Here is a 23,415-nt window from a genome sequence, read left to right on the forward strand (position 1 = left end):
ACCTATCCGATTGTTTTTCGTAATGACGACGCTGGGATGTGCATTTGCTCTCTATACTTCGCCACTGTTCTTCGAGAAATAACGATTTCATGCTCTTCTTCTAATAATTTTGAAATCTTTTGATCTGAAAGTGGCTTTTTCTTATTCTCTGCCTCAACAAGCGTTTGAATAAATTGTTTTACACGCTTTGTAGAAACCGCTTCATCTTCAGTCGTCGAAACGGCATTACTAAAGAACGATTTCATCTCAAATAAACCGTGTGGTGTTTGCACATATTTATTTCGCGTTGCACGACTAATTGTAGATTCATGCACACTTAGCTCTTCTGCTACTTCTTTTAAAGCAAGTGGCTTTAAATACTCCGGACCTTTCCAGAAGAAATCACGTTGTTTTTCCATAATAATGGTCATTACTTGCAAAAGCGTTTGTTTTCTCTGTTTTAAACTACGCATAATCCACTGTACATGCTGATACTTTTCTGAAACGTAAGATGCTACTTCACTTTCACTATTATTAAGAAGCGCACTATATTCAGAATGAATTTCAATTCTCGGCATATTTCTCTCATTCATTTGTAAAACGAGACGATCGCCATCTTTTTTCACTGCCATATCAGGCACAATATAAAGTGGTTTATCAGAAGAAAACGCAAGACCTGGTTTTGGTTGTAATGACGTTATACAATTTACTGCATCCTGTAATTCTTCATTACTACACTTCAACACTTGAACAAGCTTTCTCCAATCTTTCTTCACGAAATAAGCGAAATGATCTTCTACAACCTCTTCTGCCAATCCATTCCGCCTTTGTAAGCGCTTCAATTGTAAGGTTAGACATTCCTGAATATTACGCGCCCCTACCCCTGCTGGCTCGAGTGATTGGACAAGCTCTACAGAGCGGTCGACTACATGAAGCGGTGCGGAAAGAAGATTTGCTAACTCTTCATTCGTTTCTTGCAAATACCCATTTCCATCCATGTTCATAATAATGAAAGAAGCTACTTTTCGCTCTTCTTCCTCTATTTTATAATACTGTATTTGATTTAATAAATGTTGCTGAATCGTTGTAGAATCCACACTGTAGATTTCCATCTGATTCTCGACTTGTTTGCTGGTACTTTTACTTTTGTTAGAGCTCTTTTTCTTCTCCCTCTCAAAACCACCTAACTCAATAAGGGGATTCTCTAACGATTGCTCATACAAAAACTCCGATAATTCTTGTACATTATACTGGAGCATTGTAATCGCTTGCCTTAACTCTTGTGTCATTGCCAAACGTAAGCTTTGTTCTTGTAAAAGACTTGCCTTCAAACTAATCTCCCCCTTGTTTCTATTGTACAATAAGTTTGGTAAAAGGAGAATGCTATCACAGACACCCATTCCAAAATGTTATTAATTTATATGTATTAATGAGATTTACAACTTAAAACCGAAATTTGAATAATATTGAAAGAAAATAATAACGGAATTAAATTATAACCAAGTACTAATAGTAAATCTTATTATCAGATATAACAAGAGGGAAATAAAAAAAGTCCTAACCTACAAAACGTAAGTTAGGACTTTTTGACGCGCCCAGAGGGATTCGAACCCCCGGCAGACGTGGTACCGGAAACCACACGGTAACGGTTATGTAAAATTATCATTAAAATCAAGGTTTTACCTTGCATGTAATGTAGAAATAAAAATTTTTGAAATGAACATACAACGGTATGTATGCTAAACTATTTCGATTATAAAATCGCTTGCGTACTTTTTTCAATATTAATTTCATTTCTTCTATTGTTTCACCTTTGTTTTAAAATACAAATTAATGTGTAGGTAATTGATGTTTTGAGATCATTGCTACTGGAATCTGAACAGTTCCATAAGATGCACCACAAGTAAAAACGGACCCTATCATATTCATTATAGCTTCATGTCTTTCTGTTTCACTTCTAGACTTATTATTCAGTATCGTATCTATCATTTCTTCACATTGTTTATATTTCACCATTGCTTCAGCTTGAATCATTTCAAAAATTCCTTTCTCATTTCCCTCATAATTGTCTAACATTCTTAGAATCCCTGAAATTTTTTCGTCCATGTTGTTAACTATCAGTTATTTTAGGACTATCTTTTACATGTTTGCTTCTGAATCCCATACCTCTACAAATTCAAAACCTTTTAAATCACTTTCTAAAATTGCATTTCTAAATTCTTCAGACACTAAAACTGTAGAGAAGTGTAACCTTTGATTTAAGTAGGTTTTAAATATTATCTGCCCTTCAACTATATTAGGAAAAAATGCGTATTTTTTGAAACCTATTATTAATCCTGTACTTAGTTTTTCAAAAACTGCTTTATTGTAGTCAATTGCATCAATTGTATTTAAAACGTTTATTAGATAATAAACTTCACCTGTAACATCATGAGTCAGCGGAAGAAACTCAACATTATTGCAAATTAGAGGTTCTAATACTTCTTTTGCTTTTCTACTAATCATTGGTGTACCAAGTTCCCCCCAGAACATTGGAAAATCACTATGATTATCTCCTTCTACACATTCAACAAGAATTTCTCCCCACGAATCAGATAGGCTTATTGCCAAATCAATTTTTCCATCAAAATATTTTTTACGGTCTTCTTTCAAATTTAATAGTTGAAAAGATTTATAGTTATCAAATAAGCTTTTTAATTGCCAAATTTTCATACCTTCCACTCCTTTATAATTTCATTAGTAAAACAAGTAAGATTATTTAGGTTGATTTAGCTTTAAACTACCGTCCAACAACCTTTCTCTTATATTATGCAATGCTGCAACTGCATCTTCTTGATTACCCCCAAAGCGTTTAACATCGCTTAATACTCTGTATACTTCCCTTATATACTCTGGACTATGATTACCTATATGTAATGCTTCAGTAGTTACATAATCGTTCAATTTATATGGTAAAAATACCCCATTAGCAGCAGAATCAGGATGTATCCCAAACTCTTCTAATAATTCTTGTACGAGTGCCGCCCTTTTATCATTCCAAGGTCCGATGTGATGTGCTGCATTGGAATATGGGGGTGGTTCAATCCCTGCATCCTTAAGTTCTTCACGTAATATTTTAGATGCTGTATACGAATCAGGATACTCATTTTTCACTTCAACTCTATCAAGAACTTTATCCGCATAATCTTTTATTACTTCTTGTACACCTTTAACTCTACTTCTTCCACCAGTTTCAGAAAATATAAATGTATCACGGGCTTCTTGTAAAGCTTCAAAAGTTTTTATCTGATTGCTACCAAAGCCACTAGTACCTGCAAATGCAAATCGTTCTTTCAATGGTAATTGATTCGAAACGGACGAGATACCTTCTGAGAATTTTGTTAGATTGGTACCTTTTGCAAGTGTATTTACTTTACTTATTCCTTTATCACCAATCAATCCTAATCCAAGCCCCATAAAAATACTCGTTCCCCATTTTGTACGACTCTCTGCATCACCATGCCAAAAATCATTCATAAATGAATCCGAAATAGTATTCTAAGCAGTAGAAATTGTCTCTATAGGGTGACCTATAGCATACTTAATGTTTTCTTTTGTTACTGTATCGTCTAGTGAATCAAATCCTTCTACAATCCCTCCGATAACTTGCCCAGAACCAATGTATATACCGTCCCAAATTTTTCTAAGCATAGATTTTTCAGAGGGTTTGCCGCACATTGCCCCTTCTTTTACCTTTTCATCTGATAAATTACCCTCATAAAGTTCATCAACATTACGAAATTTTTCAGCAGCGTGCATTAGTTCTTCTGCAACCTTATCAAATTGCCGAAACACATTAAACATTTGAGGTTTTGTTTCATTAAACATCTGATAAAACCTTTGACTCGTTGCCCCATTCCACATTGAAGCTACGTATTCTGTTTGGTTATATAAATCTTTATGTATTTGTTCTAATCTATTTTTAGTTTCAAGAACTAGCTTTGCCGATTGTTCCAATCGTTCAGGTGTTACCTTTATTTGAACCATATAGTCTCTCCTACCCTTAATATTCCACACGAAAATTATACCATGTTAAATTCCCTCACTACCTTAAATGCTTGAATTTACTAAACAAAATGAATTAATGAACTTTTACCTTTAAAATATAATTCTCAAACAAATGTTGAGAAATATCGAAATTCAATTTCCATTATATTCTATTCTTGCTATCATTTAATGTAATACTATTCAGAAAAGGAAGGGATTATATGCGTGTTCCAGTGAAGGAGAATGAACAGATTTCAAAGTTACTTAATGACTGGTATCAAGCTATACTACAACATCAAAATATACAAGCGACAAACTTAAAACAAGAAGTTGAAGATAAGCTTTCCAGCATAAAAGAAGATAAAAATTTATTATTATACTATTCGTTATTAGACTTTAGATATAAAGTACTAGCCGATGGACTTAACATTACAAAAGATAGCTTTAATGAAATTAACTCCTTTGATGTACCTGATAGTAGTTTTTTATCCTATTATTACCACTTCTTCAAAGCTATTCACAGCACAATTCTTGCAGACTATAATGAAGCAAATGAATACTTTGGAAAAGCAGAGAAACTTTTAATGTATGTGCCTGCCGAAGTAGAAAAAGCAGAATTTAATTATAGGTTGGCATCTTTCTATTACCAAACTTATAAACCACTACCATCTATTTCATATGCTAACAAAGCAAAAGACTTTTTCAGCAAAACTAACCGTTATAACATTAACATTGCTTTATGTGAAAACGTCCTAGGCTTAACATGTATACAGATAAGACAATTTGAACAAGCAGAAGAACATTTACATAAGGCGATTGACATTATTAAAGAACTTAATAACACCGAACTACTGTTACGTATTAGAAATAATTTAGGCTGGTTATATGCAAGTCAAAGTCTTTCTGAATTAGCTATCCGTCACTTATCAGAAGTTACAGAACATCTTCCAAACCATTATAAAGCTATATTCTTACAGGCTAGGGAATATTATAAATTGGGTGAACACAATAAGGTTGATACACTCATTGAAAAAGGGCTTGCAGCTTGTACTAAGATAGAAAATAAGGAATACGTACATCGCTTTAATATCTTGAAGGAAATGAATACTGGTTCTGATTCTCTAACGTTGGAAAGTGTTGTTTTAGAAGGAATTTCCTACTTCGAAGCAGAAAATTTAACACGTTGCGTACAAGAATACACGGAAATATTAGCAACTATGTTTTATAAGGAAGCAAACGAAAAGAAGGCAAGTAGGTATTTTTACATGAGTAATGAAGCAAGAAAAAAATATGAAGAAAAAGGGGCGTTAGTATAATGAAAAAGCTTAAAACAGTACTACTATTATCGGTTACGGCATTTAGTTTCTTAGCAATGGCTGAGGGTGACACACCTGCACCACAAAGACCTGACTTAGCATATAGTCACGGTCATACTGGTGGTTCTCCTGAATATACACATGGAGAAGGTTGGTCTCCATCTTACGCACATGGAAATACTGGTATTGTAAATAATGAAGCGGAGGGTGACACATCTGCACCACAAGCATAATTTTATAATTAATAAAGTAAAGTCATACTATTTTGTATGGCTTTTTTGTTATTTCATAATTCTATACTTCGCTTATTTAACTTTATATAGGTTTAAACTACTTTAAATTTCTTTAAATCACTTTATTTCACCTACATAACTGCACTTTATAAATAAAGTCTAATACAGTGTAAGCATTAAAATTAAATACAAATAAAGCAAATTACGTATTTTACTTATATAAGTTAAGATGAAATAAAGACAATTAAAGTATATTACATCTATTTAAGGAAACAATGATTTAACTTTCACTTTCAATAAACAAAAAAGCAACTGTAATTAACAGCTGCCTTCCATGCCACATAATCTCTATATCCTACATAGGATGTCTTATCGATCATCGCAAATCGTTGCTTTATTTGATTGTCTGTTAATGTGTATATCTTTTGTTCATCTACCTTTATCTTTCTAACTCCCATAACGGGATTATTTTCGATAACCATTTCTTTTTCCAAACGGTTAAAAATCGCCCTAACAGGTGATAACTCTCTTTCTTTTAACAGATGATTCACATACTTCCTTATACCCTCTTTCGTAACATCTATAATTAACTGGCGGTCAATTGTCTTAATAAACTCCACCCAAACATTCTATAATCGCTTATAGTCCGTTCTCTGTACCCTCCAGCTAAATAAATGTTCATTACACGTTCTAAAGCCCTATTAACAGTGATAGACGGCTTATATAGGATAATATCTGATCAACATCACGTCTCTTTCCAACAGCACGCCTTTTAATTCTTTTCATAACAAAACCCCTGTACACGATTATTTCTAATCACATACAAGGGGCATTGTAAATTTACTATTTATAACGCGCCCAGAGGGATTCGAACCCCCGGCAGACGTGGTACCGGAAACCACCCGTTAATTTTCACGTGAAATATCAGTAAAAACAAGGTATTTCCTTATATATAATGTAGAAATAATCTTTTTAGACATGAACATACAACGTTATGTATGCTTGTATCTTTCGATTATAAAGGCTTACGTACCTTTTTACAATAGCGAGTACACGCTTCCTTGTCATTGTCTCATTTTCACCTGATAGATTAATTACGTTCGAATCTAACGAGTCATTTTTACATTACAACGTTATTGAGTAAGAAAATCTTTGTACGCTGCCAACGCAACCAATCGGTCTTCGTCATTTTCTGCATTCAGCACTTCCAAAGCCAACACATCTTCCTGCGAAATCTTCGGCACACTCGTTTCCTTGTCTAGTTCCATACTTACAAATTCTTGTCTCGTATTAAACACACCTGATACGCCTTCTACAAGTTCTGTTAATAATGAAGCGTCGTTTATCTCAAACATAGTTGTCATTTCATGGATTCCTTTTAAATCGACTACATATGTAGGTCTTGCCCCAAACGATAACATGCGTTTATTTTCTCCTGAAATATGCGGGGCGATGTTACACGCCTTCCCCGACACTTCTAATAGGTCTATAACATCTTGTAAACAGTACCAACTTGTATCTTCTACAAGTGCCACACGTACCCAATTTGATATTTTACCGTGAAATACAAAGATGCTTTCTTTTCTGTCTACCTTGTGTAATTTTTGAATTGTCATGATGAATTACTACCTCCGAATGTTTTTGTTTTTTCGGGGTCTATTCGTACGCAATCTTTCATCTTGTGACAGGTAATTTAAAATTAATCTTCATTAATTTTCTCAAAGGCGTTGTTTTTTCTTGTTGTAATTGTATTTTGCGGTTGCAGATCGCGGGGACGGATATTCCCGCCTTCGGCTGAAATTTGAAATATGTATATTTTTCATACCCTACAGGCTAAACTAAGCCCCCGTCCCCCCACCATGTACACTACCTTCCGTTATTCGAGTAAAGCTACATATATAATTTATTTGTAAAATCCCAATGAAAATGTCGACTTGTAGAAGATGCAATAAAATAAATCATTGATTGAAGATTGATATTCAAAATAAATCATTTCAAATAAATGAAATAGTAAAAGGTTTTGAATGAAGGTTTAATATAATTAAAACATTATTAAATTAATATGAACGAATGATAAGTATATAACTATTGTTGTTCCATATAATCAATACACATCAAACGTATGTGATAGTATTCGTTAGTAATGGTTACGTGGTAGGAACACGGGATAGGATATAGCTATTGAGGTACGAAGCCCAACGCCATAACGCATTGCTTACACGTTATTGGATAGCAATAGATAGTAGAGGAATACAAGTGTAGTCGTCCTGCCGTGCGGGGAGTATTCGTGCATAGTAATCACCATGCCCTTTGGAATGGTGGGATTGCAAACGATGTACGGGGTGTTAAATGATTAGCCCCATTTGAAGTGTACCGCCCTTTGGTTTAGATAGCCCCGTCTTTGTGCGAATCCCTTTTTAATCCTTGCGTCCTCCTCTTCAGCTTACGAAGACATTGCGGGGACACAACGTCCGCCCCTTTTATTTTAATAATAGATATCCCGAATATTACGTATTGGATAACTGGACGAAAAGAATTTCCAACAGAACATTCAGTTTATTCATTTTGTAGCGAAGAAACTAGGGATTCGCCATTCAAAAACGTTGATTTAACGCCAATGTATAAAATAGTGCATAACGAAAAACTAATAGGTAAATAAGAATCCATTGATACAAGTACATTTATCCCTCATTTAGTTTACATAACCAATGTTATAGGTAGTCATTTTGAATACGTCATTCAATTGTATGCAAATATGACTTGAAAGGATTCCCGATTCCTTTCACACATTCCTTTATTCCTACCATTCAAGATTGCCTACAAATCCAGTAATGGTGCGGATTTCTTCGGATTCTCTACACAAATATCAAAATGAAATCTGTTACGTGTTTAGCACGGATTATGCGGATTCGCAACGTCCATTTTAACGTGTCTACCACCTCCGTAGCGACGCCCGAATTATTGCTATATATAAGAAGTTCATATAAACAAAAAAAGAGAGGAACAACCGCTATATGCAGTCATTCCCCGTGTGTGTATGTCCTATTAAATTAAACCAACTGATTCGGCTTGTTCCAAGTGGGCTAAACGTTCTAGTTTTTCTTCATGTTGTTGCTTGCGTTCATGTTCTTCTTGGGCCGCCTTCGCTTTCGCTTCTAACTCTGCTAAACGAGTTAATTTTGCTTCAAGTAACTCTTGTTGTTGTCGTTCTTCACGTCGTGACGTACTGTCACCATATGCCTGACATAAGTTAAGGAACGGATTCACAACGCCCTGTACCGCTTCTTTTGATTGTTGTTGTTTACGTGCTTCCAATTGTTCTACTGCTACTGATTTCTCTTCTGACGTAAGTCCTTTGTTATAACCAATTGATAATAATTCTATAGCTGACAATCTGTTATTCATATTTGTAATTCCTCCTGGTTAGTATGCTTTTCGCATGTAGTTTTGTTCATATTGTTTAGTTGGATAAGGTAATGTACCGTTATTCGCCGTAGCGATCTCTTGCGGTGTAACATACGGTTGGTAACGGTTATCTCCGTCAACTACTGGATACGGATAAACGATTGTTGCCGTTACGTCTACTGGATTCTGACCAATATATTTCATAATTTCATCATAAGAACTCACATCTGCAAACGTACCGTCCGCTTGTTCCTTTAATGCCATGACTTTCTTTAGGTAATCCACTTTCAAACGTTTAATCTCACTTGCAAGGCTTTCCTGTCGGTCTTTGCCAAATTTCAGAACCGCAAGTCTTTCACGTAGCAAGTCATCACGCATCGACTTCAATTCAGATAGAAATGCATCATTAAGCTGTTTTAATTCCGTCTCAACCGTAGCCTTCTCATTTAGTCGTTGATTTAACGTATCCTGAAGACTTGTGTTGCCTGATGCAATTTCGCTTTCTAAGTAAGCTATTTCATCGTTTAATTGAATCAAACGGATATGTAGTTTATTACGTTCCGCTGCCGTCTTTTGTACGACGCTTTCCGCTTGTGCTAATACTGGTTTATTAGTTGTTGTCATAATTATTACTACCCCTTTAAAAGTGCATCAATATCGGCTAGTAAATCATCTGTTACGCCGTCCTGCACAATATTGATTTGTTGATGCGTTTGAACCTCTGAAACATCTTTAAGTCGTCCAGTTGATTTCAAATAGAGTTCCGTCCATTTTGGCGACTTGCCCGAAACTGCGTTTTTAACGAGTGTCTCCATCACGCTTTCATACGCATCTTCTACAAGACGTCTTCGTAACTCTTTCTCCATCTCAATCCACTCTGGACGCTGACGCCAGTAATAAATCGTGCGTCGGTCAAGTCCCATCTCTTTTGAAATAGCCGTAACGCTTTCACCCGCACGTTGTCTCTCAAATACTTGTGTTAAGAGTTCTAATTGTTGTGGTGTTAATTTACGTTGTTTCATCAACAACCGCCCCCTTTGTATTCTACAAATTCGTTTATTACATAAATCTCTTCAACGGAATAACCAAGCCCCACCAAGCCTTTCCACAGGCGTACGTTCATTAAGTCCGTAATTGGTGCATAACCGCTTTCTAATTTCTGTAACGCTGAATGATGGATAAACATTCTGTCAGAAAGTTGAGAAGCCGTGACACCTTTAATTTTTCGTAGAATACCAATTGTTTTTGGATTCAACACAACTAAGATTTTCAATTCTTTTTGTTCCATGTGACATAACCCCCATTTTTATATGTTTGTATCTGAATTTGATTTTTAAATAAAAAAAGAAGACGCCCCTGACTCCTACATCAAGTTCGTCTATTTTTAGGAAGATTCAACACCAATAGCGATAGCACTATCAGGAATGATTGGTATTAGGAGGGAAAAGCCCCATACAACTTTCCCTATTATGTATGTTAACTAAACGGTACTTTTACAAGAGAAAAAATAAATTTTTTATACTATTTGAGAAATTTATTTTGGGCATAAAAAAAGCCCCCCACGAAATAGATCGCGAGGGGAAAAGGTGAAGGAGGACTACCTGATTTGCAACAAAGCGGAAAGACAACTCTTAGTATTTTATTTTGTAGTAGTTTGTTAGGAATAAGATAATTAATCTTTTTCTTTTTAACAAACAAGGGCGATAGCCCCAATGAGACCTTTAGGTCGAATTGTATCTTTTATCTTTAATAACGGTTTATCGTAAGATAGACAAACTTATTCATTAAAGAAAAGATTATAAGCTAAAGCTTAATGCTAAAGCATTTTGTTTTTAATAACGTTTATTTATTTTCGTTTATTTATAACGTTTAACTCTCTCTATATAGTAGTCCCGTCTATCAGCCTTTTTAACAAGAAAAGAAATGTTACAATTATATTAAGAATTTTTTATACGCTTTCATTGTTGTTATATCAACATTTAAAACTACATTCAAAAAACACGTTATTCTTGTGAGGTTTTTCATCATTTTTCAGATTCTCAAGTAACCATAATTTAATAATCCCACACCCCTGGTCATGCTTAAAACTTGTGATTAACGGTATATCAAGGATTTCCACCCTATTGCTACTAGCTATCAAACACATATGCTGAAATCGTGTGCTTATTAATTAAAACGGGTTGTTTCCATATATCCTGAAGTGATTTCTAGAAATCTTTACTGGTATTGGTGTCCTTGATCGCGTTCATATTAGAACGAACACCAGTTAACATTCTTCAAATATATTTCATTAAAACGTCTCAAAGTTTGAGTTATCTGGAACAAATAAACATAGACGTGTACAAATGCTAGTTTTTTTGTCTACAATTATAGATAAGAAATAAAAAACCTTCTCCAGCATTTGCCGTTTTAAGACAAAAAATATTATTAACTCTTTCGAAAATAAGGTTAAATTCGTTGACAACTTTTTTGAAAAGCACTTTGTTGACATGAGTTTTAGAATGTTGTTTCATAGTCATTGTATTGAAAAAAAACGACTGTCTTGTCGAAAAGTAAGAGTTAAAAAAAGAAAGAATTTATACATATACCTTGTGTCGTATTTTGAAACGTAATACAATATATGGAGAAACTACTTACTAGAGTCAATACAACATGCAACAAATTCTATTAATCTGATTTAATGTAGCGGTCATCCAAATTGATTGTTAACATCAGACACAATAGAACGACAAAAAAGTTTACCATGGACTAGATGGTAAACTTCATAAGATTGGTGGTGAGATAAACATGAAACGCATGAAAACACATGAAAAGATCGTAGCTTTGTGTGCAGTTTTGTCATTAGTATTTAATGTGACCTTTACTGTGATGTTCAATGTTTTACGACTCTTCTTCTAGACTCACCTGTTTTTATTAAGCCTCTTTCGTGTTGGTAGCACTTAAGAGGTTTTTTCTTTGTTCATTTACGTCAACATTAATTATCCAATACAGAGAATTAATACTGACAACTATCTACTGTCTAAGATAAAACTATGCAGTTTAACTAGTCAAACTATATGTCTCAGGTAATACTATATGTCTTACGTTCATTATACGGTCTATGCTTCCCTTTTTTCAAGTCTTACATATAAGAACTTCTTAATAGTAGTAAACTAGTTTATACAGAAAATCCCCTATCATTAAACTATTCTTCCCTTCATATTCCTCAATATACTAAGCTTACTAATATTTTATTAACTTCCCTTTTTTATAACACCGACATTCGTATTCTGATGCAATTAATTTCGTTTTTACGTATAGTTGTATTGCTAATCACCTTCTAACGCACTACCGTTTGTTGTCCCTACGGGCTTCCCCCCTAAAGATTAACAAACCTAATCGCGATCACTATCGTTGTGTTTTATTATTAATTCTTTATAACCTGATTATATGATATACTCATGATAAGTTGGGGAATCACTCTCCCCTCTATGTACTTATTTTTGATTATCTATTCATTTTGGCGTTTAGTCCTCTGAGACTAAGCGTCCTTTTTCATTTCTTATACCGTAATTTTCTGATATAATGTTTTTAAAGTTTTGGGGAAAGTAACTCCCCTTCTCTTTACTACCGTTTGCGTTTGGTCTTATTGGCTAAACGCTTTTTCTCTTTTCCCTATTTCTTCTTACCTACTGACTTTGCACCTGAACCTGTTACAGGATACGTTATTCCATCTGTTTCTCTCCAACCTTTCCAAACTCTATCGTTATATCTTTTACTTTGTCTTTTCATTCCCTGTTGTTCTGCTTTTGAATAAATACCATCCTGCTTTAAAATCCCCTTAACAATAGCATCTGACTTCTTTATTACTCTCAACTCTTCTTCCGTTAACATTTCCCCTCTTTCTTGCTTTTCCCTTGCCAATCTCATAGCCTTCTTTTCCTTCTCTTTTCGTGTTTCCTTTTTCTTCTTACTCATAATTCACCATCTCCCTATATAATTCTTACTCTACGTATCGTTTAAATCCCTTTTCCCTTCTATTGTTGGTAGAAAATCTTTTAAAATCACTTGACCTTACGGTCTTCAAACTGACAGTCGGCTGAACGGTGGACAACGGCTGGACACAATATACCCGTTGCAAACACTTTTTACAGTGAAACAACGAGTATATTTGATACTGACGTGCCGTATGTCACGTATTGAATCCGTATGTCACCTTTGTTAATATTGACCTTTCGTCATAGCTATCTTTCTATATTCATTGTGTCTGACAAATGCCATGAATACTGGTATCTGATAACTAACCCTGCACCGTAATGCAAGACAACCCACCCAGTCACGTTTCTTTTGGAGGTTTATTCCCTCAACAGGCATCAACAGACTTATGATTCCTATAACGTTCCTACTGGTCGTTAACAAGGCAAACGACGTTACTTGTAGGCAACGGACGAACTACACATTCCTCATGTGCTAGGCGTATACTAAGTACCCCCTGCATTGGCTTCGACAAACCATTTCAGTTTTTATATACGTGGTATCAGGCAAAAATTCCACGTTCGGAATTACCGCACACCTACGCTTCTAATCCTCTAAAAAAGACAATAAGAAACTACGCCCCTTGCTATCCATTTTTCAAAAATGGTATAATACAAGTGCTGAATGTACGGAATATCCGTTATTTAGTTTTTAATTGAATGTTAATTTCGGGCTACCTATTCGCACTAGGTAGCTTTTTCCTTTGTTTTAAACCTCTAAATCATCGTTATCACTAGCCTTCATATACTGTTCAACTACGTGAGTATCTGAATAACTTAGATATACTTGTGTGGTTGATAAATCACTATGACCCAAAATAAGACTTAGCGTTCTTATATCTCCGCCATTTTTCAAAAAGTTAACGGCAAAAGTATGGCGTAAACTATGTGGTGAACATCTACATTCTTTTGTTAAACTTGCTTCCTTCCCGTAATAGTTCATTCTTTTTCGTATATGGTCAGGATTCAAAGGGTCACCAAACGAGTTAACGAATACAGATGTTCCTAGTCCTTCAAAATACTCTCCCGTTTCTGTTACTAATTGTGCCAATTCATTTTGTACCTTTTTAGACATCGGAATTACTCGACTCTTTCTGTTCTTGTTTTTTCTACCCGGTAATAAAATAACACCGTTATCAAAGTCAACGTCATCAATTTCTAAGGCATTAATTTCATTAATACGTAAACCACATTTAAGCATTACTAACATAGCTACATAATCCCTATATCCCGCATAAGAGGTCTTATCAATCATCGCAAATAGACGTTTTATTTGATTGTCGGTCAAAGTATAAATTTTTTGTTCATCGACCTTTACTTTCCTAACGCCCATAACAGGATTATTCTCGATAACCATTTCTTTTTCTAAACGATTAAAGATCGCCCTAATAGCAGACAAACGAATATTAACCGTTACAGGCGATAACTTTCTTATTTTTAATAAATGATTCACATATTTCCTTATATCGTCTTTCGTAACATCGGTAATGAGTTGACGATTAATAACATTAATAAACTCCGCCCAAAACATTCTATAATCGCTTATAGTACGTTCTCTATATCCTTCTGACACATAAATATCCATAACACGTTCTAACGCCCTATTAACCGTAATAGAAGGCTTAAAAAGAATGATATCTGTATCGATGTCACGACGCTTTCCAATCGCACGTCTTTTAACTCTTTTCATAACGAAAAAACCCCCTGTACACGATTATTTCTAATCACATACAAGGGGTTTCCCTAATCTTACTACTATTTTTTCTACGTGTTATTAACGTTATTGAGTGACACTTACTTAATATCATAAACCTTTCCGTTTTAGACTAGAACGTGTCATAGTAACGCTAAATATATGACGTTTATCCAAAAGGTTTCGCAAAGGAATGTAGATATAGTAAGGCTTTCGCGGTATATAACGCGCCCAGAGGGATTCGAACCCCCGGCAGACGTGGTACCGGAAACCACCGCTCTATCCGACTGAGCTATGGGCGCATGATAATAGAAAACACTTCATTTTCTTCTCATAATAATAGCAATAAAATCCATCTAAATCAATAAAAATATCCCCGTAATCCTTTATGCCGCTTAGTTATGAGTATATTAACAAAGCACCCACCCCTAAATTTTCCAATCATAAATTCAACCCAACTCACAAATTATAATCTTTGAATTGATATTCCAAAGGGGGCTTCATTCAATGACTGTAATTACAAAATTAAAGCAAACTGTTTCTGGATTAAAAAGTGCACAAGCTAGCTTAGAGGGTTTCGCTCTTGATACGGATAACCAACAAGCTAAGCAACTTTTCCAAACAGCTGCACAGCAAACACAAACGATTATCGATTCTTTAAACCCACGCGTTGAAGAAGTCCAACAAGAAGAACCACAATACTCACAGCAATAACGGATTCGTCATGCTGTGAAATAGAAAAAGGATGATATGCAGTCATCCTTTTTCTATCACATTACATATTGCAATAGAAATGGAATGATAATTATGCGAAAACTCGGCCTCATAACCGCATTATTTGCCCTTCTATTTAGCTCTTTTACTGGATGTGATAATAGTCCTTTAGATAAAAAAGTGAAAGAAGAAGCGAAACGAACGGAGAAAGAAAAAGGCCCAAAGTTAACAAAGACGAGTACGGAATCCTTTAATCAATCTATATCACAAGGAGCGAAGAAAAGAGCTCTCGCTATGGATGAAATTATAAAAAGCACAGCAGTGAATTCAAACTTAGATCTCTACATAGCAGTTCTACCGGAGCATCACGAAAGGTTTGGATTAAAACCGCTGCGTAAAAAGCTTCAAAAGCAACTAAGTGATGAACACCCTACTTTCGATGTTCGTGTCAGTACAGATAAAAAAATCTTTATGTTACTCGAAAAACTCGAAAGAAAAATTAAGGAAAAAGAAGTATCTAAAGATGAAATTAATAAACAATTAAAATTCATTGGTAAAAAAATGGAGTCTAACACTTAACGCTTTTTAAAAGAAAAGGAAGGATTGCAATGTCTAGTAAAGATAAAAACTTAACCCCTGTACAACAGGAGTATAAAAAATTCGAACAAGAACGCGAACCGAAGCGTCCTGTCTTAAAAAACTGTATAAAAGCCTTTTTCGTTGGTGGTTTCATTTGCCTAATTGGGCAACTTATTTCTACTTTTTATATTACGTATTTCGATTTCACTGAGCGCTCAGCAGGGAATCCAACAGTAGCAACTCTTATTTTCATCTCGATGTTACTAACTGGGTTCGGCGTATATGATCGTCTCGGTCAATTTGCAGGTGCTGGGACAGCTGTACCTGTCACTGGATTTGGTAACTCTGTTGTCGCCGCATGTATCGAACACCGGACGGAAGGGTTTGTCCTTGGCGTTGGCGGTAACATGTTCAAATTAGCCGGCTCCGTTATTTTATTTGGTGTATTTTCAGCTTTCGTCATCGCACTTATTAAAACGATTCTCGTTCAATGGGGAGGCCTATAAATGTTACAAGGACACCGAACGTGGGTATTTGAAAACAAACCAGTTATCATTTCAACTGGAGTCGTTGGCGGACCGTTTGAAGCAAAAGGGAAAATCCCAGAAGACTTCGATATCCTTCATGAAGATTTATGGCTCGGACAAGATTCCTATGAAAAAGCACATAAAATTTTGTTCGAAGAAGCTTGTAGCCGCGCCACTGAAAAAGCAGAACTTCGTAAAGATGATATTCAATTTGTACTCGCAGGAGATTTAATTAATCAAATTACCCCTACAAGCTTTGCTTGCCGTACACTGGGCACTCCTTATCTCGGATTATTCGGTGCTTGTTCTACTTCTATGGAAGGTTTAGCACTTGGAGCAAGTATCGTAAATGCAAAAGGCGCAAAATATTTATTAACCGGGGCATCAAGTCATAACACCGCTGTAGAAAAACAGTTCCGCTACCCTACCGAATATGGTGGACAAAAGCCACCTACCGCGCAGTGGACAGTAACTGGAGCAGGGGCCGCTATTTTAAGTGATACTGGACACGGTCCTAGGGTAACGTCCGCAACAATCGGAAAAGTAGTTGATATGGGATTAACGGATCCGTTTAATATGGGAGGCGCAATGGCTCCAGCTGCCGTCGATACAATTGAGGCACACCTACGCGAACGCCAAATTGACGCCTCTTACTACGATTTAATCGTAACAGGCGATCTTGGCCATGTAGGACGCGAAATTGCTTATGACTTACTACATAAACATGGAACGAAAGTAACGAGCGAACAGTTTCAAGATTGCGGGCTACTCATTTATAGAGAAGGGCAACCTGTCATAGCTGGTGCTAGTGGACCAGGATGTTCCGCAACAGTCGTGTACGGTCATTTATTAAACAGAATGAAAAGAGGAGAGTTCAAAAAAATACTTGTCGTTGCGACAGGCGCTTTACTATCTCCACTTACATTCCAACAAGAAGAAACGATTCCGTGCATCGCTCACGCCGTTTCAATTGAATTCGGAGGTGCAACGCAATGATTTTTTTCTGGGCTTTCGTCATTGGCGGACTCATATGTGTAATCGGCCAACTTATGTTTGATGTCGGCAAACTAACACCCGCTCATACAATGGCAACACTCGTTGTTGCTGGAGCTATATTAGATGGATTCAATTTGTATGAACCATTAATTGACTTCGCTGGAGCTGGGGCAACCGTACCTATTACAAGCTTTGGTAATGCCCTCGTTCACGGCGCAATGGAAGAAGCTGCAAAACATGGCATCGTTGGCGTTATTACGGGCATGTTTAAAGTAACAAGCGCCGGTGTATCCGCAGCTATTATTTTCGGCTTCATCGGAGCATTGCTATTCAAACCGAAAGGATAAGGTGTTCGTATGACAGTTATCGCTAGCGTCAAAACCTGCCTTGCTAGTGTAAGGGGCGCTCAAGCAAGTTTAAGCTCCCTTTCACTACATTCACAGGACGCAGAATCAAAACGTGTATTTCATGAATGTATGTTAGAAATGGACAGCATCATCGCTGATTTACAAAATAGAGTTTCAGTATTAGAACGTGAAGAACCTCAATATAAAGGGTTTTAAGTAGACTGGAGGAAATGACTATGTCTCACCTGCCGGAATGGACACTTGTCATTCTTCGCTCTGTATTCATATTAATTATTTTATTCGCTATTACGAAATGGTTAGGGAAAAGACAAATCTCTCAGCTCTCCTTTTTTGAATACATAGCCGGAATGACAATCGGTGACATCGCTGCCCAAGTATCTACAGGGCTCGATTCAAAATTTTTTCACGGCGTCTTTGCAATACTCATTTTCGCTGTGGTACCTTTTTTAACAGGAATCCTTTCTTTGAAGAACAAAACAGCTCGGGACTTCTTTGAAGGGAAATCTACCGTATTAATAAAAGATGGAAAGATACTCGAAGATAACTTAAAGAAAGAAAAATATACAAGTGACGAATTACTGGAACTTCTCCGTGGAAAAGATGCTTTCAGCGTAGCTGATGTTGAATTTGCTGTACTAGAACCGAGCGGAGAATTAAATGTATTACTAAAGAAAGATCGCCAACCACTCACAGCAAAAGACATCGGTTTAAAAGTGCCGAACGAAAAAGAACCACAAACTGTTATTATGGATGGCAATGTCTTAGATGAACCGCTATCCGCAAGTGGACATAACCGCGCTTGGCTACATGCTGAACTAGAAAAGCTCGGTGTTGTTATCGAAAATGTCTTTCTCGGTCAAGTTGATTCATACGGACAACTGACTATCGACATTTATAATGACAAACTACAAATGCCTTCTCCTCAAAACAAACCTTTATTATTAGCATCATTAAAAAAATGTCATGCTGATCTTGAACTATTTTCCTTAGAAACAAAGTCGAAATCAGCAAGCGAAATGTATAGTAAAAACGCGAAACAAATCGAAAAGATTTTAAATAAAGTAACCTATCTTTTAAAAGAATAGATATCGAAAGAACGCTTCAGTCAAAAGGCGTTCTTTTCTTTTTTTCTACAGTTTTTATAACGTTTAAATTTATGTAATTCGGTTATGATGTTGAAGATACATAAGCAGGGAATTTTAAAAACATAGCGAATATTTCATGGTACAACTACATATTTTTTTGATTTAAAGTGGTTTCGTTTGACCTTTATTGACCATAATTGTATTATAAGACTAAGAAAGCTTTATAAGGAGGAAATAACAGATGAATTTAATTCCTACAGTAATTGAACAAACAAATCGTGGAGAACGCGCTTACGATATTTACTCTCGACTATTAAAAGACCGCATCATTATGCTTGGTAGCGCAATTGATGACAACGTAGCTAACTCAATCGTTTCCCAGCTTTTATTCTTGGAATCTCAAGATCCAGAAAAAGATATTCACATCTACATCAACAGCCCTGGTGGTTCTATCACAGCAGGTATGGCAATTTACGATACAATGCAGTTTATTAAACCGCAAGTATCAACAATCTGTATCGGTATGGCTGCATCTATGGGTGCATTCTTACTTGCAGCAGGTGAAAAAGGAAAACGTTATGCACTTCCAAACAGTGAAGTAATGATTCACCAACCACTTGGTGGTGCACAAGGTCAAGCGACTGAAATCGAAATCGCTGCTAAACGTATCCTATTCTTACGTGAAAAACTAAACCAAATTCTTGCTGACCGCACAGGTCAACCACTTGAAGTGCTACAACGCGACACAGACCGCGACAACTTCATGACAGCAGAAAAAGCTTTAGAATACGGTTTAATCGATAAGATCTTTACAAATCGTTAATAGATTTAAAGCGGAGGCGGCTCGTTCAGAATGGGAGGAGGATGGAGCTTCTGACAAAGAGGTGCTTTTTACCTCGACGGAAGAAGCGAAGCCACCGACCATTCTAGCCGCTGGAGCTGGATATAACTAAAAGCGAAAGCGGCTCGTTTAGAATCGCAGGGCGATGGAGCCCCTGATTCCGAGGCGCTTTTTGCCTCGAATGTAAAAGCGAAACAACCGCTGGAGCTGGATAGATTAAAAGCGGAAGCGCCCTATAACAGGGCGCTTTTTTTATATGCTGTTCTCCGCCCGTATACCCCACCTAGTATCAACCGAAATATATCGGCGATTTTTCAAATATATCGACCGTAACTCCAATTATATCGGCGATTATTTTAGTATATCGACGTTTCGACACAACTTATCGACTTACCGACAATTCTCGACAAGAACGCACACCCCACATACCCCCACCAACAAGCCCCAAACAACAAAAAAGCTATCGCACATGCGCGATAGCTTCTTATTGTACATATGCAGCTAATGCTTCTAAAGCCTCTTCTGCATCTGAACCTTCTGTTGTAATTGTTATCATGCTACCAGTTCCAATTGCTAAGCTCATAATCCCCATTATGCTCTTTGCATTTACTGTCTTCCCATCTTTCTCGATGAAGATATCTGCATGAAAGCGATTGGCCTCTTGTACAAACAACGCAGCCGGACGTGCTTGTAAACCGTTTTTTAATGAAACCTGAACTCTTTTTTGAACCACAGCTCCATTTCCCCTTTAACCTCTTATTTTTTTGCTACCGTTTCCCCCGCGCGTAATTTCTCTGCAATATCATCAATTTTACGCAAACGATGATTAATACCCGATTTACTAATTTTCCCCCCGGATACCATCTCACCTAACTCTTTCAATGTTACATCTTGATAATCTCTTCGTAATTGCGCAATTTCTCGTAGTTTATCCGGCAATATATCAAGACCAACCGTCTCATCAATATAACGGATATTTTCAATCTGCCTTAGCGCTGCACCAATTGTTTTATTTAAATTAGCTGTTTCGCAGTTCACTAAGCGATTTACAGAATTACGCATATCACGTACGATTCGAATGTCTTCAAATCTTAAAAGTGCATTATGAGCACCTATAATATTTAAAAACTCTGTAATCTTTTCTGCTTCTTTCAAATACGTAATGTACCCTTTTCTTCTTTCCAACGTCTTACTATTTAAATCAAATCCGTTCATCAGTTCACATATAGCATCATTATGTTCCTTATATAACGAAAAGATCTCTAAATGATAAGATGATGTTTCTGGGTTATTTACTGAACCACCTGCTAAAAATGCACCGCGTAAATACGATCGTTTACAACATTTCTTCTCAATTAATTCTTGTGATATATTTCGAATAAATGAAAAGTCATCTCGAACGATATGAAGATCAGCTAATATTTCGCGTGACTTCTCAACAAGCCTTACGATATATACATTGTTTTTCTTCAATCGCATTTTTTTACGAACAAGTAATTCTACCGTCACGTCATATCCTTTTTTCAAAAGCGTATAAATCCTTCTTGCAATTGCCGCATTTTCCGTTTGAATATCGATTGATAGACGACGATTTGAAAAAGAAAGCGATCCGTTCATTCGAAGTAACGCTGATAATTCTGCTTTCTCACAGCATTCCTTCATCTCCAGATTCGTCAACTCTTTCTTTGTTTCTGATGCAAATGACACAGTCAACACCTCCTTATACGATTATTGTGGAACAAAAATCTTGTCCTATATGAAATGAGGAGCGTTACCTCAAACGAGGCAACGCACATCTACAACAGTGAATATAAAATAGAAGCTAGTTTTAATGTATCGTGTCTTACAACACGGTCATCATACTTCGCTAATTGATCTTGAATCACATTAATATTATTTTCAGTAAAACGCTCTTCATCTACTACAACTGGCGCCGACATTTCTTCCTCATATAACTGACGTAATTCACAAGGAATATCACGGTTATTTACAATTGCAGTATCGATAAATGGTTCACCTAAATGATCATGTAACGCCTGCACATGGTCAAACGCAGTATATCCCATCGTTTCACCAGCTTGCGTCATAACATTACACACATATACCTTCTTTGCTTTTGCAGCAAGAACAGCGTCCCCAATTTTGTTAACAACTAAATTCGGTAATATACTCGTATACAAACTTCCTGGACCGAAAACAAGTAAATCAGCTCGTTTAATTTCAGTCAACGTTTCATGTAACGGCTCTACATCTTCTGGAGTTAAAAAGACACGGTTAATTTTCTTTCCGAAATAAGGAATCTTTGATTCACCTGTTACAATTTCTCCGTCTTCTAGTTCCGCATGTAGTACTGCACTTTGATTCGCTGCTGGCAATACACGTCCTCTAACATTTAAAACTTTACTCGTTTCTGTAATAGCATGGAAGAAGTCTCCTGTAATCGAGGTCATACCTGCCAATAATAAATTTCCTAACGCATGACCTTTCAGCCCATCTCCCGTTGTGAAACGATGCTGAAATAAAGCTTCCACCAGTGGCTCTACATCTGATAACGCAACAAGTACGTTACGAATGTCACCTGGAGGTGGAATTTCTAGCTCATCACGTAATCTACCTGAACTGCCACCATCATCAGCGATTGTAACAACTGCTGTAATATCAACAGGATATTGCTTTAATCCTCTTAATAAAACAGAGAGTCCAGTTCCGCCTCCCATAATGACAATTTTAGGCTTTCTCTCTTTTTTCATCCCTTAATGGCCCTTTCTCTTCTCCACATCACGATGAGATACATGAACACTATACTCTGGTTTCAAATGTTTCCCAAGGTATTCTGTAAGCGTAACAGAACGATGCTGTCCACCTGTACATCCAATTGCAATTACAAGTTGACTTTTGCCTTCTCTTTTATAATGAGGCAGCATGAAAGTAATCAGATCCGTCAACTTTTCTAAAAACTTATGCGTCTCATTAAATTTCAGCACATACGATGAAACTTCTTCATCTAGTCCTGTTAATGGCTTCATATGTGGAATGTAATATGGATTTGGTAAAAAACGAACATCAAATACTAAATCTGCATCAATTGGAATACCGTACTTAAATCCAAATGACATAACATTTACACGAAATGCTTGCTCAGTTTCAGTTGAAAATAGGTGAACAATTTTTTCACGTAATTCTTTCGGTTTTAAATCAGATGTATCAAGCACAATATTCGCGCGTGCCTTCATATCTGTTAATAAATTACGCTCTGCTTCGATTCCCTTTAACGGCAGACCAGTTGGTGCAAGTGGATGCGAGCGTCTCGTTTCTTTATAACGAGTTACAAGTGTGCTATCTTTCGCATCTAAGAATAAAATATGAGGAATAATCCATGTACGTTCTGATAAATCATCAAGCGCTTCCCATAAATGTTCGAAAAACTCTCGGCCACGTAAATCAATACCAAGTGCTACTTTATTCATTTTTCCTTTTGAATCCGCCATAAGCTCAATAAACTTTGGCAATAACATCGGTGGTAAATTATCCACACAGAAATATCCTAAATCTTCAAAACTTTGTAAAGCTACTGTCTTTCCAGCTCCAGACATTCCTGTAATAATTACCATTTTTATATCATTATTCTCTGTCATCGTAT

25 protein-coding genes, 1 tRNA gene and 1 pseudogene are annotated in these 23,415 nt (G+C 36.3%); 10 read left to right on the forward strand and 17 right to left on the reverse strand.

Annotation, left to right across the window (positions count from 1 at the left end):
• Positions 1 to 2 precede the first annotated feature (2 nt).
• The 4 genes and pseudogenes from rpoN to BGI23_RS27990 all read right to left on the reverse strand — a co-directional run bounded on the left by rpoN (position 3) and on the right by BGI23_RS27990 (position 4,005).
• On the reverse strand, positions 3 to 1,310 hold the full coding sequence (rpoN, locus tag BGI23_RS24895; RefSeq protein ID WP_000647947.1) for an RNA polymerase factor sigma-54: 1,308 nt from the start codon (positions 1,308 to 1,310) through the stop codon (positions 3 to 5).
• 499 nt (positions 1,311 to 1,809) lie between these two features.
• A complete protein-coding gene (locus tag BGI23_RS24900; protein WP_041184157.1) occupies positions 1,810 to 2,085 on the reverse strand; it encodes a hypothetical protein in 276 nt (91 codons plus the stop codon).
• A gap of 33 nt (positions 2,086 to 2,118) precedes the next feature.
• A complete protein-coding gene (locus BGI23_RS24905) occupies positions 2,119 to 2,691 on the reverse strand; it encodes an imm11 family protein (RefSeq protein ID WP_000708200.1) in 573 nt (190 codons plus the stop codon).
• Positions 2,692 to 2,733: 42 nt separating this feature from the next.
• Positions 2,734 to 4,005: pseudogene (locus BGI23_RS27990) on the reverse strand (WXG100 family type VII secretion target).
• Positions 4,006 to 4,226: 221 nt separating this feature from the next.
• Here BGI23_RS27990 and BGI23_RS24920 point away from each other — a divergent pair.
• A complete protein-coding gene (locus tag BGI23_RS24920) occupies positions 4,227 to 5,321 on the forward strand; it encodes a Rap family tetratricopeptide repeat protein (RefSeq protein ID WP_070807151.1) in 1,095 nt (364 codons plus the stop codon).
• Positions 5,321 to 5,554: a DUF2790 domain-containing protein gene (locus tag BGI23_RS24925; RefSeq protein WP_070807152.1), complete on the forward strand. Its 234-nt coding sequence runs from the start codon at positions 5,321 to 5,323 to the stop codon at positions 5,552 to 5,554. The genes BGI23_RS24920 and BGI23_RS24925 overlap by 1 nt, the downstream gene beginning before the upstream one ends.
• Before the next feature lie 293 nt (positions 5,555 to 5,847).
• Here BGI23_RS24925 and BGI23_RS28820 read toward each other — a convergent pair whose 3' ends face one another.
• The 9 genes from BGI23_RS28820 to BGI23_RS24970 form a co-directional block, all read right to left on the reverse strand.
• Positions 5,848 to 6,174, reverse strand: a complete 327-nt coding sequence (locus BGI23_RS28820; RefSeq protein WP_255369067.1) for a hypothetical protein — start codon at positions 6,172 to 6,174, stop codon at positions 5,848 to 5,850.
• 513 nt (positions 6,175 to 6,687) lie between these two features.
• Positions 6,688 to 7,170, reverse strand: a complete 483-nt coding sequence (locus BGI23_RS24935; RefSeq protein WP_070807153.1) for a hypothetical protein — start codon at positions 7,168 to 7,170, stop codon at positions 6,688 to 6,690.
• Positions 7,171 to 8,599: 1,429 nt separating this feature from the next.
• Positions 8,600 to 8,959, reverse strand: a complete 360-nt coding sequence (locus tag BGI23_RS24940; protein ID WP_070807154.1) for a hypothetical protein — start codon at positions 8,957 to 8,959, stop codon at positions 8,600 to 8,602.
• Between the two features lie 18 nt (positions 8,960 to 8,977).
• Positions 8,978 to 9,583 (reverse strand): hypothetical protein, encoded by a 606-nt coding sequence (locus BGI23_RS24945; protein WP_070807155.1) that lies wholly within the window; start codon positions 9,581 to 9,583, stop codon positions 8,978 to 8,980.
• An 8-nt stretch (positions 9,584 to 9,591) separates the two neighbouring features.
• Positions 9,592 to 9,981, reverse strand: coding sequence for a phBC6A51 family helix-turn-helix protein (locus BGI23_RS24950; protein ID WP_070807156.1), 390 nt, complete (start codon positions 9,979 to 9,981; stop codon positions 9,592 to 9,594).
• Complete coding sequence (locus tag BGI23_RS24955; protein WP_070807157.1) at positions 9,981 to 10,247, reverse strand: helix-turn-helix domain-containing protein; 267 nt, start codon at positions 10,245 to 10,247, stop codon at positions 9,981 to 9,983. The genes BGI23_RS24950 and BGI23_RS24955 overlap by 1 nt, the downstream gene beginning before the upstream one ends.
• Positions 10,248 to 12,613: 2,366 nt before the next feature.
• Positions 12,614 to 12,916, reverse strand: a complete 303-nt coding sequence (locus tag BGI23_RS24960) for a hypothetical protein (protein WP_070807158.1) — start codon at positions 12,914 to 12,916, stop codon at positions 12,614 to 12,616.
• A gap of 765 nt (positions 12,917 to 13,681) precedes the next feature.
• Positions 13,682 to 14,662 carry a tyrosine-type recombinase/integrase gene (locus BGI23_RS24965; RefSeq protein WP_070807159.1) on the reverse strand — a complete coding sequence of 327 codons (981 nt, stop codon included), beginning with the start codon at positions 14,660 to 14,662 and terminating at the stop codon, positions 13,682 to 13,684.
• A gap of 229 nt (positions 14,663 to 14,891) precedes the next feature.
• A tRNA-Arg gene (locus BGI23_RS24970) sits at positions 14,892 to 14,967 on the reverse strand.
• 205 nt (positions 14,968 to 15,172) lie between these two features.
• On the opposite strand from BGI23_RS24970, the gene BGI23_RS24975 reads away from it, so the two are divergent.
• The 8 genes from BGI23_RS24975 to clpP all read left to right on the forward strand — a co-directional run bounded on the left by BGI23_RS24975 (position 15,173) and on the right by clpP (position 19,757).
• Positions 15,173 to 15,379: a DUF1657 domain-containing protein gene (locus BGI23_RS24975; protein ID WP_000216166.1), complete on the forward strand. Its 207-nt coding sequence runs from the start codon at positions 15,173 to 15,175 to the stop codon at positions 15,377 to 15,379.
• Between the two features lie 93 nt (positions 15,380 to 15,472).
• Positions 15,473 to 15,958 carry a YhcN/YlaJ family sporulation lipoprotein gene (locus BGI23_RS24980; protein ID WP_001228544.1) on the forward strand — a complete coding sequence of 162 codons (486 nt, stop codon included), beginning with the start codon at positions 15,473 to 15,475 and terminating at the stop codon, positions 15,956 to 15,958.
• Between the two features lie 29 nt (positions 15,959 to 15,987).
• Positions 15,988 to 16,464 carry a stage V sporulation protein AC gene (spoVAC, locus tag BGI23_RS24985; RefSeq protein WP_000095407.1) on the forward strand — a complete coding sequence of 159 codons (477 nt, stop codon included), beginning with the start codon at positions 15,988 to 15,990 and terminating at the stop codon, positions 16,462 to 16,464.
• Positions 16,465 to 17,481, forward strand: coding sequence for a stage V sporulation protein AD (spoVAD, locus tag BGI23_RS24990; protein ID WP_000938952.1), 1,017 nt, complete (start codon positions 16,465 to 16,467; stop codon positions 17,479 to 17,481).
• The gene (spoVAE, locus tag BGI23_RS24995; RefSeq protein WP_000575919.1) at positions 17,478 to 17,828 is read left to right on the forward strand and encodes a stage V sporulation protein AE; all 351 of its coding nucleotides are present in this window, start codon (positions 17,478 to 17,480) and stop codon (positions 17,826 to 17,828) included. Before spoVAD ends, spoVAE begins: the two co-directional genes overlap by 4 nt.
• A gap of 9 nt (positions 17,829 to 17,837) precedes the next feature.
• Complete coding sequence (locus BGI23_RS25000) at positions 17,838 to 18,044, forward strand: DUF1657 domain-containing protein (protein WP_000215900.1); 207 nt, start codon at positions 17,838 to 17,840, stop codon at positions 18,042 to 18,044.
• A gap of 20 nt (positions 18,045 to 18,064) precedes the next feature.
• A complete protein-coding gene (locus tag BGI23_RS25005) occupies positions 18,065 to 18,934 on the forward strand; it encodes a DUF421 domain-containing protein (RefSeq protein ID WP_000018910.1) in 870 nt (289 codons plus the stop codon).
• Positions 18,935 to 19,175: 241 nt separating this feature from the next.
• A complete protein-coding gene (gene clpP / locus BGI23_RS25010) occupies positions 19,176 to 19,757 on the forward strand; it encodes an ATP-dependent Clp endopeptidase proteolytic subunit ClpP (RefSeq protein ID WP_001049162.1) in 582 nt (193 codons plus the stop codon).
• A gap of 502 nt (positions 19,758 to 20,259) precedes the next feature.
• On the opposite strand, the gene BGI23_RS25015 is transcribed toward clpP, so the two are convergent.
• The 4 genes from BGI23_RS25015 to rapZ form a co-directional block, all read right to left on the reverse strand.
• The gene (locus BGI23_RS25015; RefSeq protein WP_000250307.1) at positions 20,260 to 20,508 is read right to left on the reverse strand and encodes an HPr family phosphocarrier protein; all 249 of its coding nucleotides are present in this window, start codon (positions 20,506 to 20,508) and stop codon (positions 20,260 to 20,262) included.
• 23 nt (positions 20,509 to 20,531) lie between these two features.
• Positions 20,532 to 21,482 (reverse strand): DNA-binding protein WhiA, encoded by a 951-nt coding sequence (whiA, locus tag BGI23_RS25020; RefSeq protein ID WP_000006561.1) that lies wholly within the window; start codon positions 21,480 to 21,482, stop codon positions 20,532 to 20,534.
• 89 nt (positions 21,483 to 21,571) lie between these two features.
• Complete coding sequence (locus tag BGI23_RS25025; RefSeq protein ID WP_000712175.1) at positions 21,572 to 22,525, reverse strand: gluconeogenesis factor YvcK family protein; 954 nt, start codon at positions 22,523 to 22,525, stop codon at positions 21,572 to 21,574.
• A 3-nt stretch (positions 22,526 to 22,528) separates the two neighbouring features.
• The gene (gene rapZ, locus BGI23_RS25030; protein WP_000138457.1) at positions 22,529 to 23,410 is read right to left on the reverse strand and encodes an RNase adapter RapZ; all 882 of its coding nucleotides are present in this window, start codon (positions 23,408 to 23,410) and stop codon (positions 22,529 to 22,531) included.
• Positions 23,411 to 23,415: the final 5 nt, after the last annotated feature.

Origin of the sequence: Bacillus sp. ABP14 (genome assembly GCF_001831375.1) — a bacterium.
GTDB lineage: Bacteria > Bacillota > Bacilli > Bacillales > Bacillaceae_G > Bacillus_A > Bacillus_A paranthracis.

What these genes read in the sequence shown, in the direction of transcription:
- BGI23_RS24965 (WP_070807159.1), bottom strand. Translation starts at nt 14,662, where the DNA reads ATGAAAAGAGTTAAAAGACGTGCGATTGGAAAGCGTCGTGACATCGAT.
- BGI23_RS25005 (WP_000018910.1), top strand. Translation starts at nt 18,065, where the DNA reads ATGTCTCACCTGCCGGAATGGACACTTGTCATTCTTCGCTCTGTATTC.
- BGI23_RS24955 (WP_070807157.1), bottom strand. Translation starts at nt 10,247, where the DNA reads ATGGAACAAAAAGAATTGAAAATCTTAGTTGTGTTGAATCCAAAAACA.
- BGI23_RS24980 (WP_001228544.1), top strand. Translation starts at nt 15,473, where the DNA reads ATGCGAAAACTCGGCCTCATAACCGCATTATTTGCCCTTCTATTTAGC.
- BGI23_RS24925 (WP_070807152.1), top strand. Translation starts at nt 5,321, where the DNA reads ATGAAAAAGCTTAAAACAGTACTACTATTATCGGTTACGGCATTTAGT.
- BGI23_RS24920 (WP_070807151.1), top strand. Translation starts at nt 4,227, where the DNA reads ATGCGTGTTCCAGTGAAGGAGAATGAACAGATTTCAAAGTTACTTAAT.
- BGI23_RS24950 (WP_070807156.1), bottom strand. Translation starts at nt 9,981, where the DNA reads ATGAAACAACGTAAATTAACACCACAACAATTAGAACTCTTAACACAA.
- BGI23_RS24960 (WP_070807158.1), bottom strand. Translation starts at nt 12,916, where the DNA reads ATGAGTAAGAAGAAAAAGGAAACACGAAAAGAGAAGGAAAAGAAGGCT.
- BGI23_RS24940 (WP_070807154.1), bottom strand. Translation starts at nt 8,959, where the DNA reads ATGAATAACAGATTGTCAGCTATAGAATTATTATCAATTGGTTATAAC.
- spoVAE (WP_000575919.1), top strand. Translation starts at nt 17,478, where the DNA reads ATGATTTTTTTCTGGGCTTTCGTCATTGGCGGACTCATATGTGTAATC.
- BGI23_RS24900 (WP_041184157.1), bottom strand. Translation starts at nt 2,085, where the DNA reads ATGGACGAAAAAATTTCAGGGATTCTAAGAATGTTAGACAATTATGAG.
- BGI23_RS24905 (WP_000708200.1), bottom strand. Translation starts at nt 2,691, where the DNA reads ATGAAAATTTGGCAATTAAAAAGCTTATTTGATAACTATAAATCTTTT.
- BGI23_RS24935 (WP_070807153.1), bottom strand. Translation starts at nt 7,170, where the DNA reads ATGACAATTCAAAAATTACACAAGGTAGACAGAAAAGAAAGCATCTTT.
- rapZ (WP_000138457.1), bottom strand. Translation starts at nt 23,410, where the DNA reads ATGACAGAGAATAATGATATAAAAATGGTAATTATTACAGGAATGTCT.
- BGI23_RS24945 (WP_070807155.1), bottom strand. Translation starts at nt 9,583, where the DNA reads ATGACAACAACTAATAAACCAGTATTAGCACAAGCGGAAAGCGTCGTA.
- spoVAC (WP_000095407.1), top strand. Translation starts at nt 15,988, where the DNA reads ATGTCTAGTAAAGATAAAAACTTAACCCCTGTACAACAGGAGTATAAA.
- spoVAD (WP_000938952.1), top strand. Translation starts at nt 16,465, where the DNA reads ATGTTACAAGGACACCGAACGTGGGTATTTGAAAACAAACCAGTTATC.
- BGI23_RS24975 (WP_000216166.1), top strand. Translation starts at nt 15,173, where the DNA reads ATGACTGTAATTACAAAATTAAAGCAAACTGTTTCTGGATTAAAAAGT.
- BGI23_RS25025 (WP_000712175.1), bottom strand. Translation starts at nt 22,525, where the DNA reads ATGAAAAAAGAGAGAAAGCCTAAAATTGTCATTATGGGAGGCGGAACT.
- BGI23_RS25000 (WP_000215900.1), top strand. Translation starts at nt 17,838, where the DNA reads ATGACAGTTATCGCTAGCGTCAAAACCTGCCTTGCTAGTGTAAGGGGC.
- clpP (WP_001049162.1), top strand. Translation starts at nt 19,176, where the DNA reads ATGAATTTAATTCCTACAGTAATTGAACAAACAAATCGTGGAGAACGC.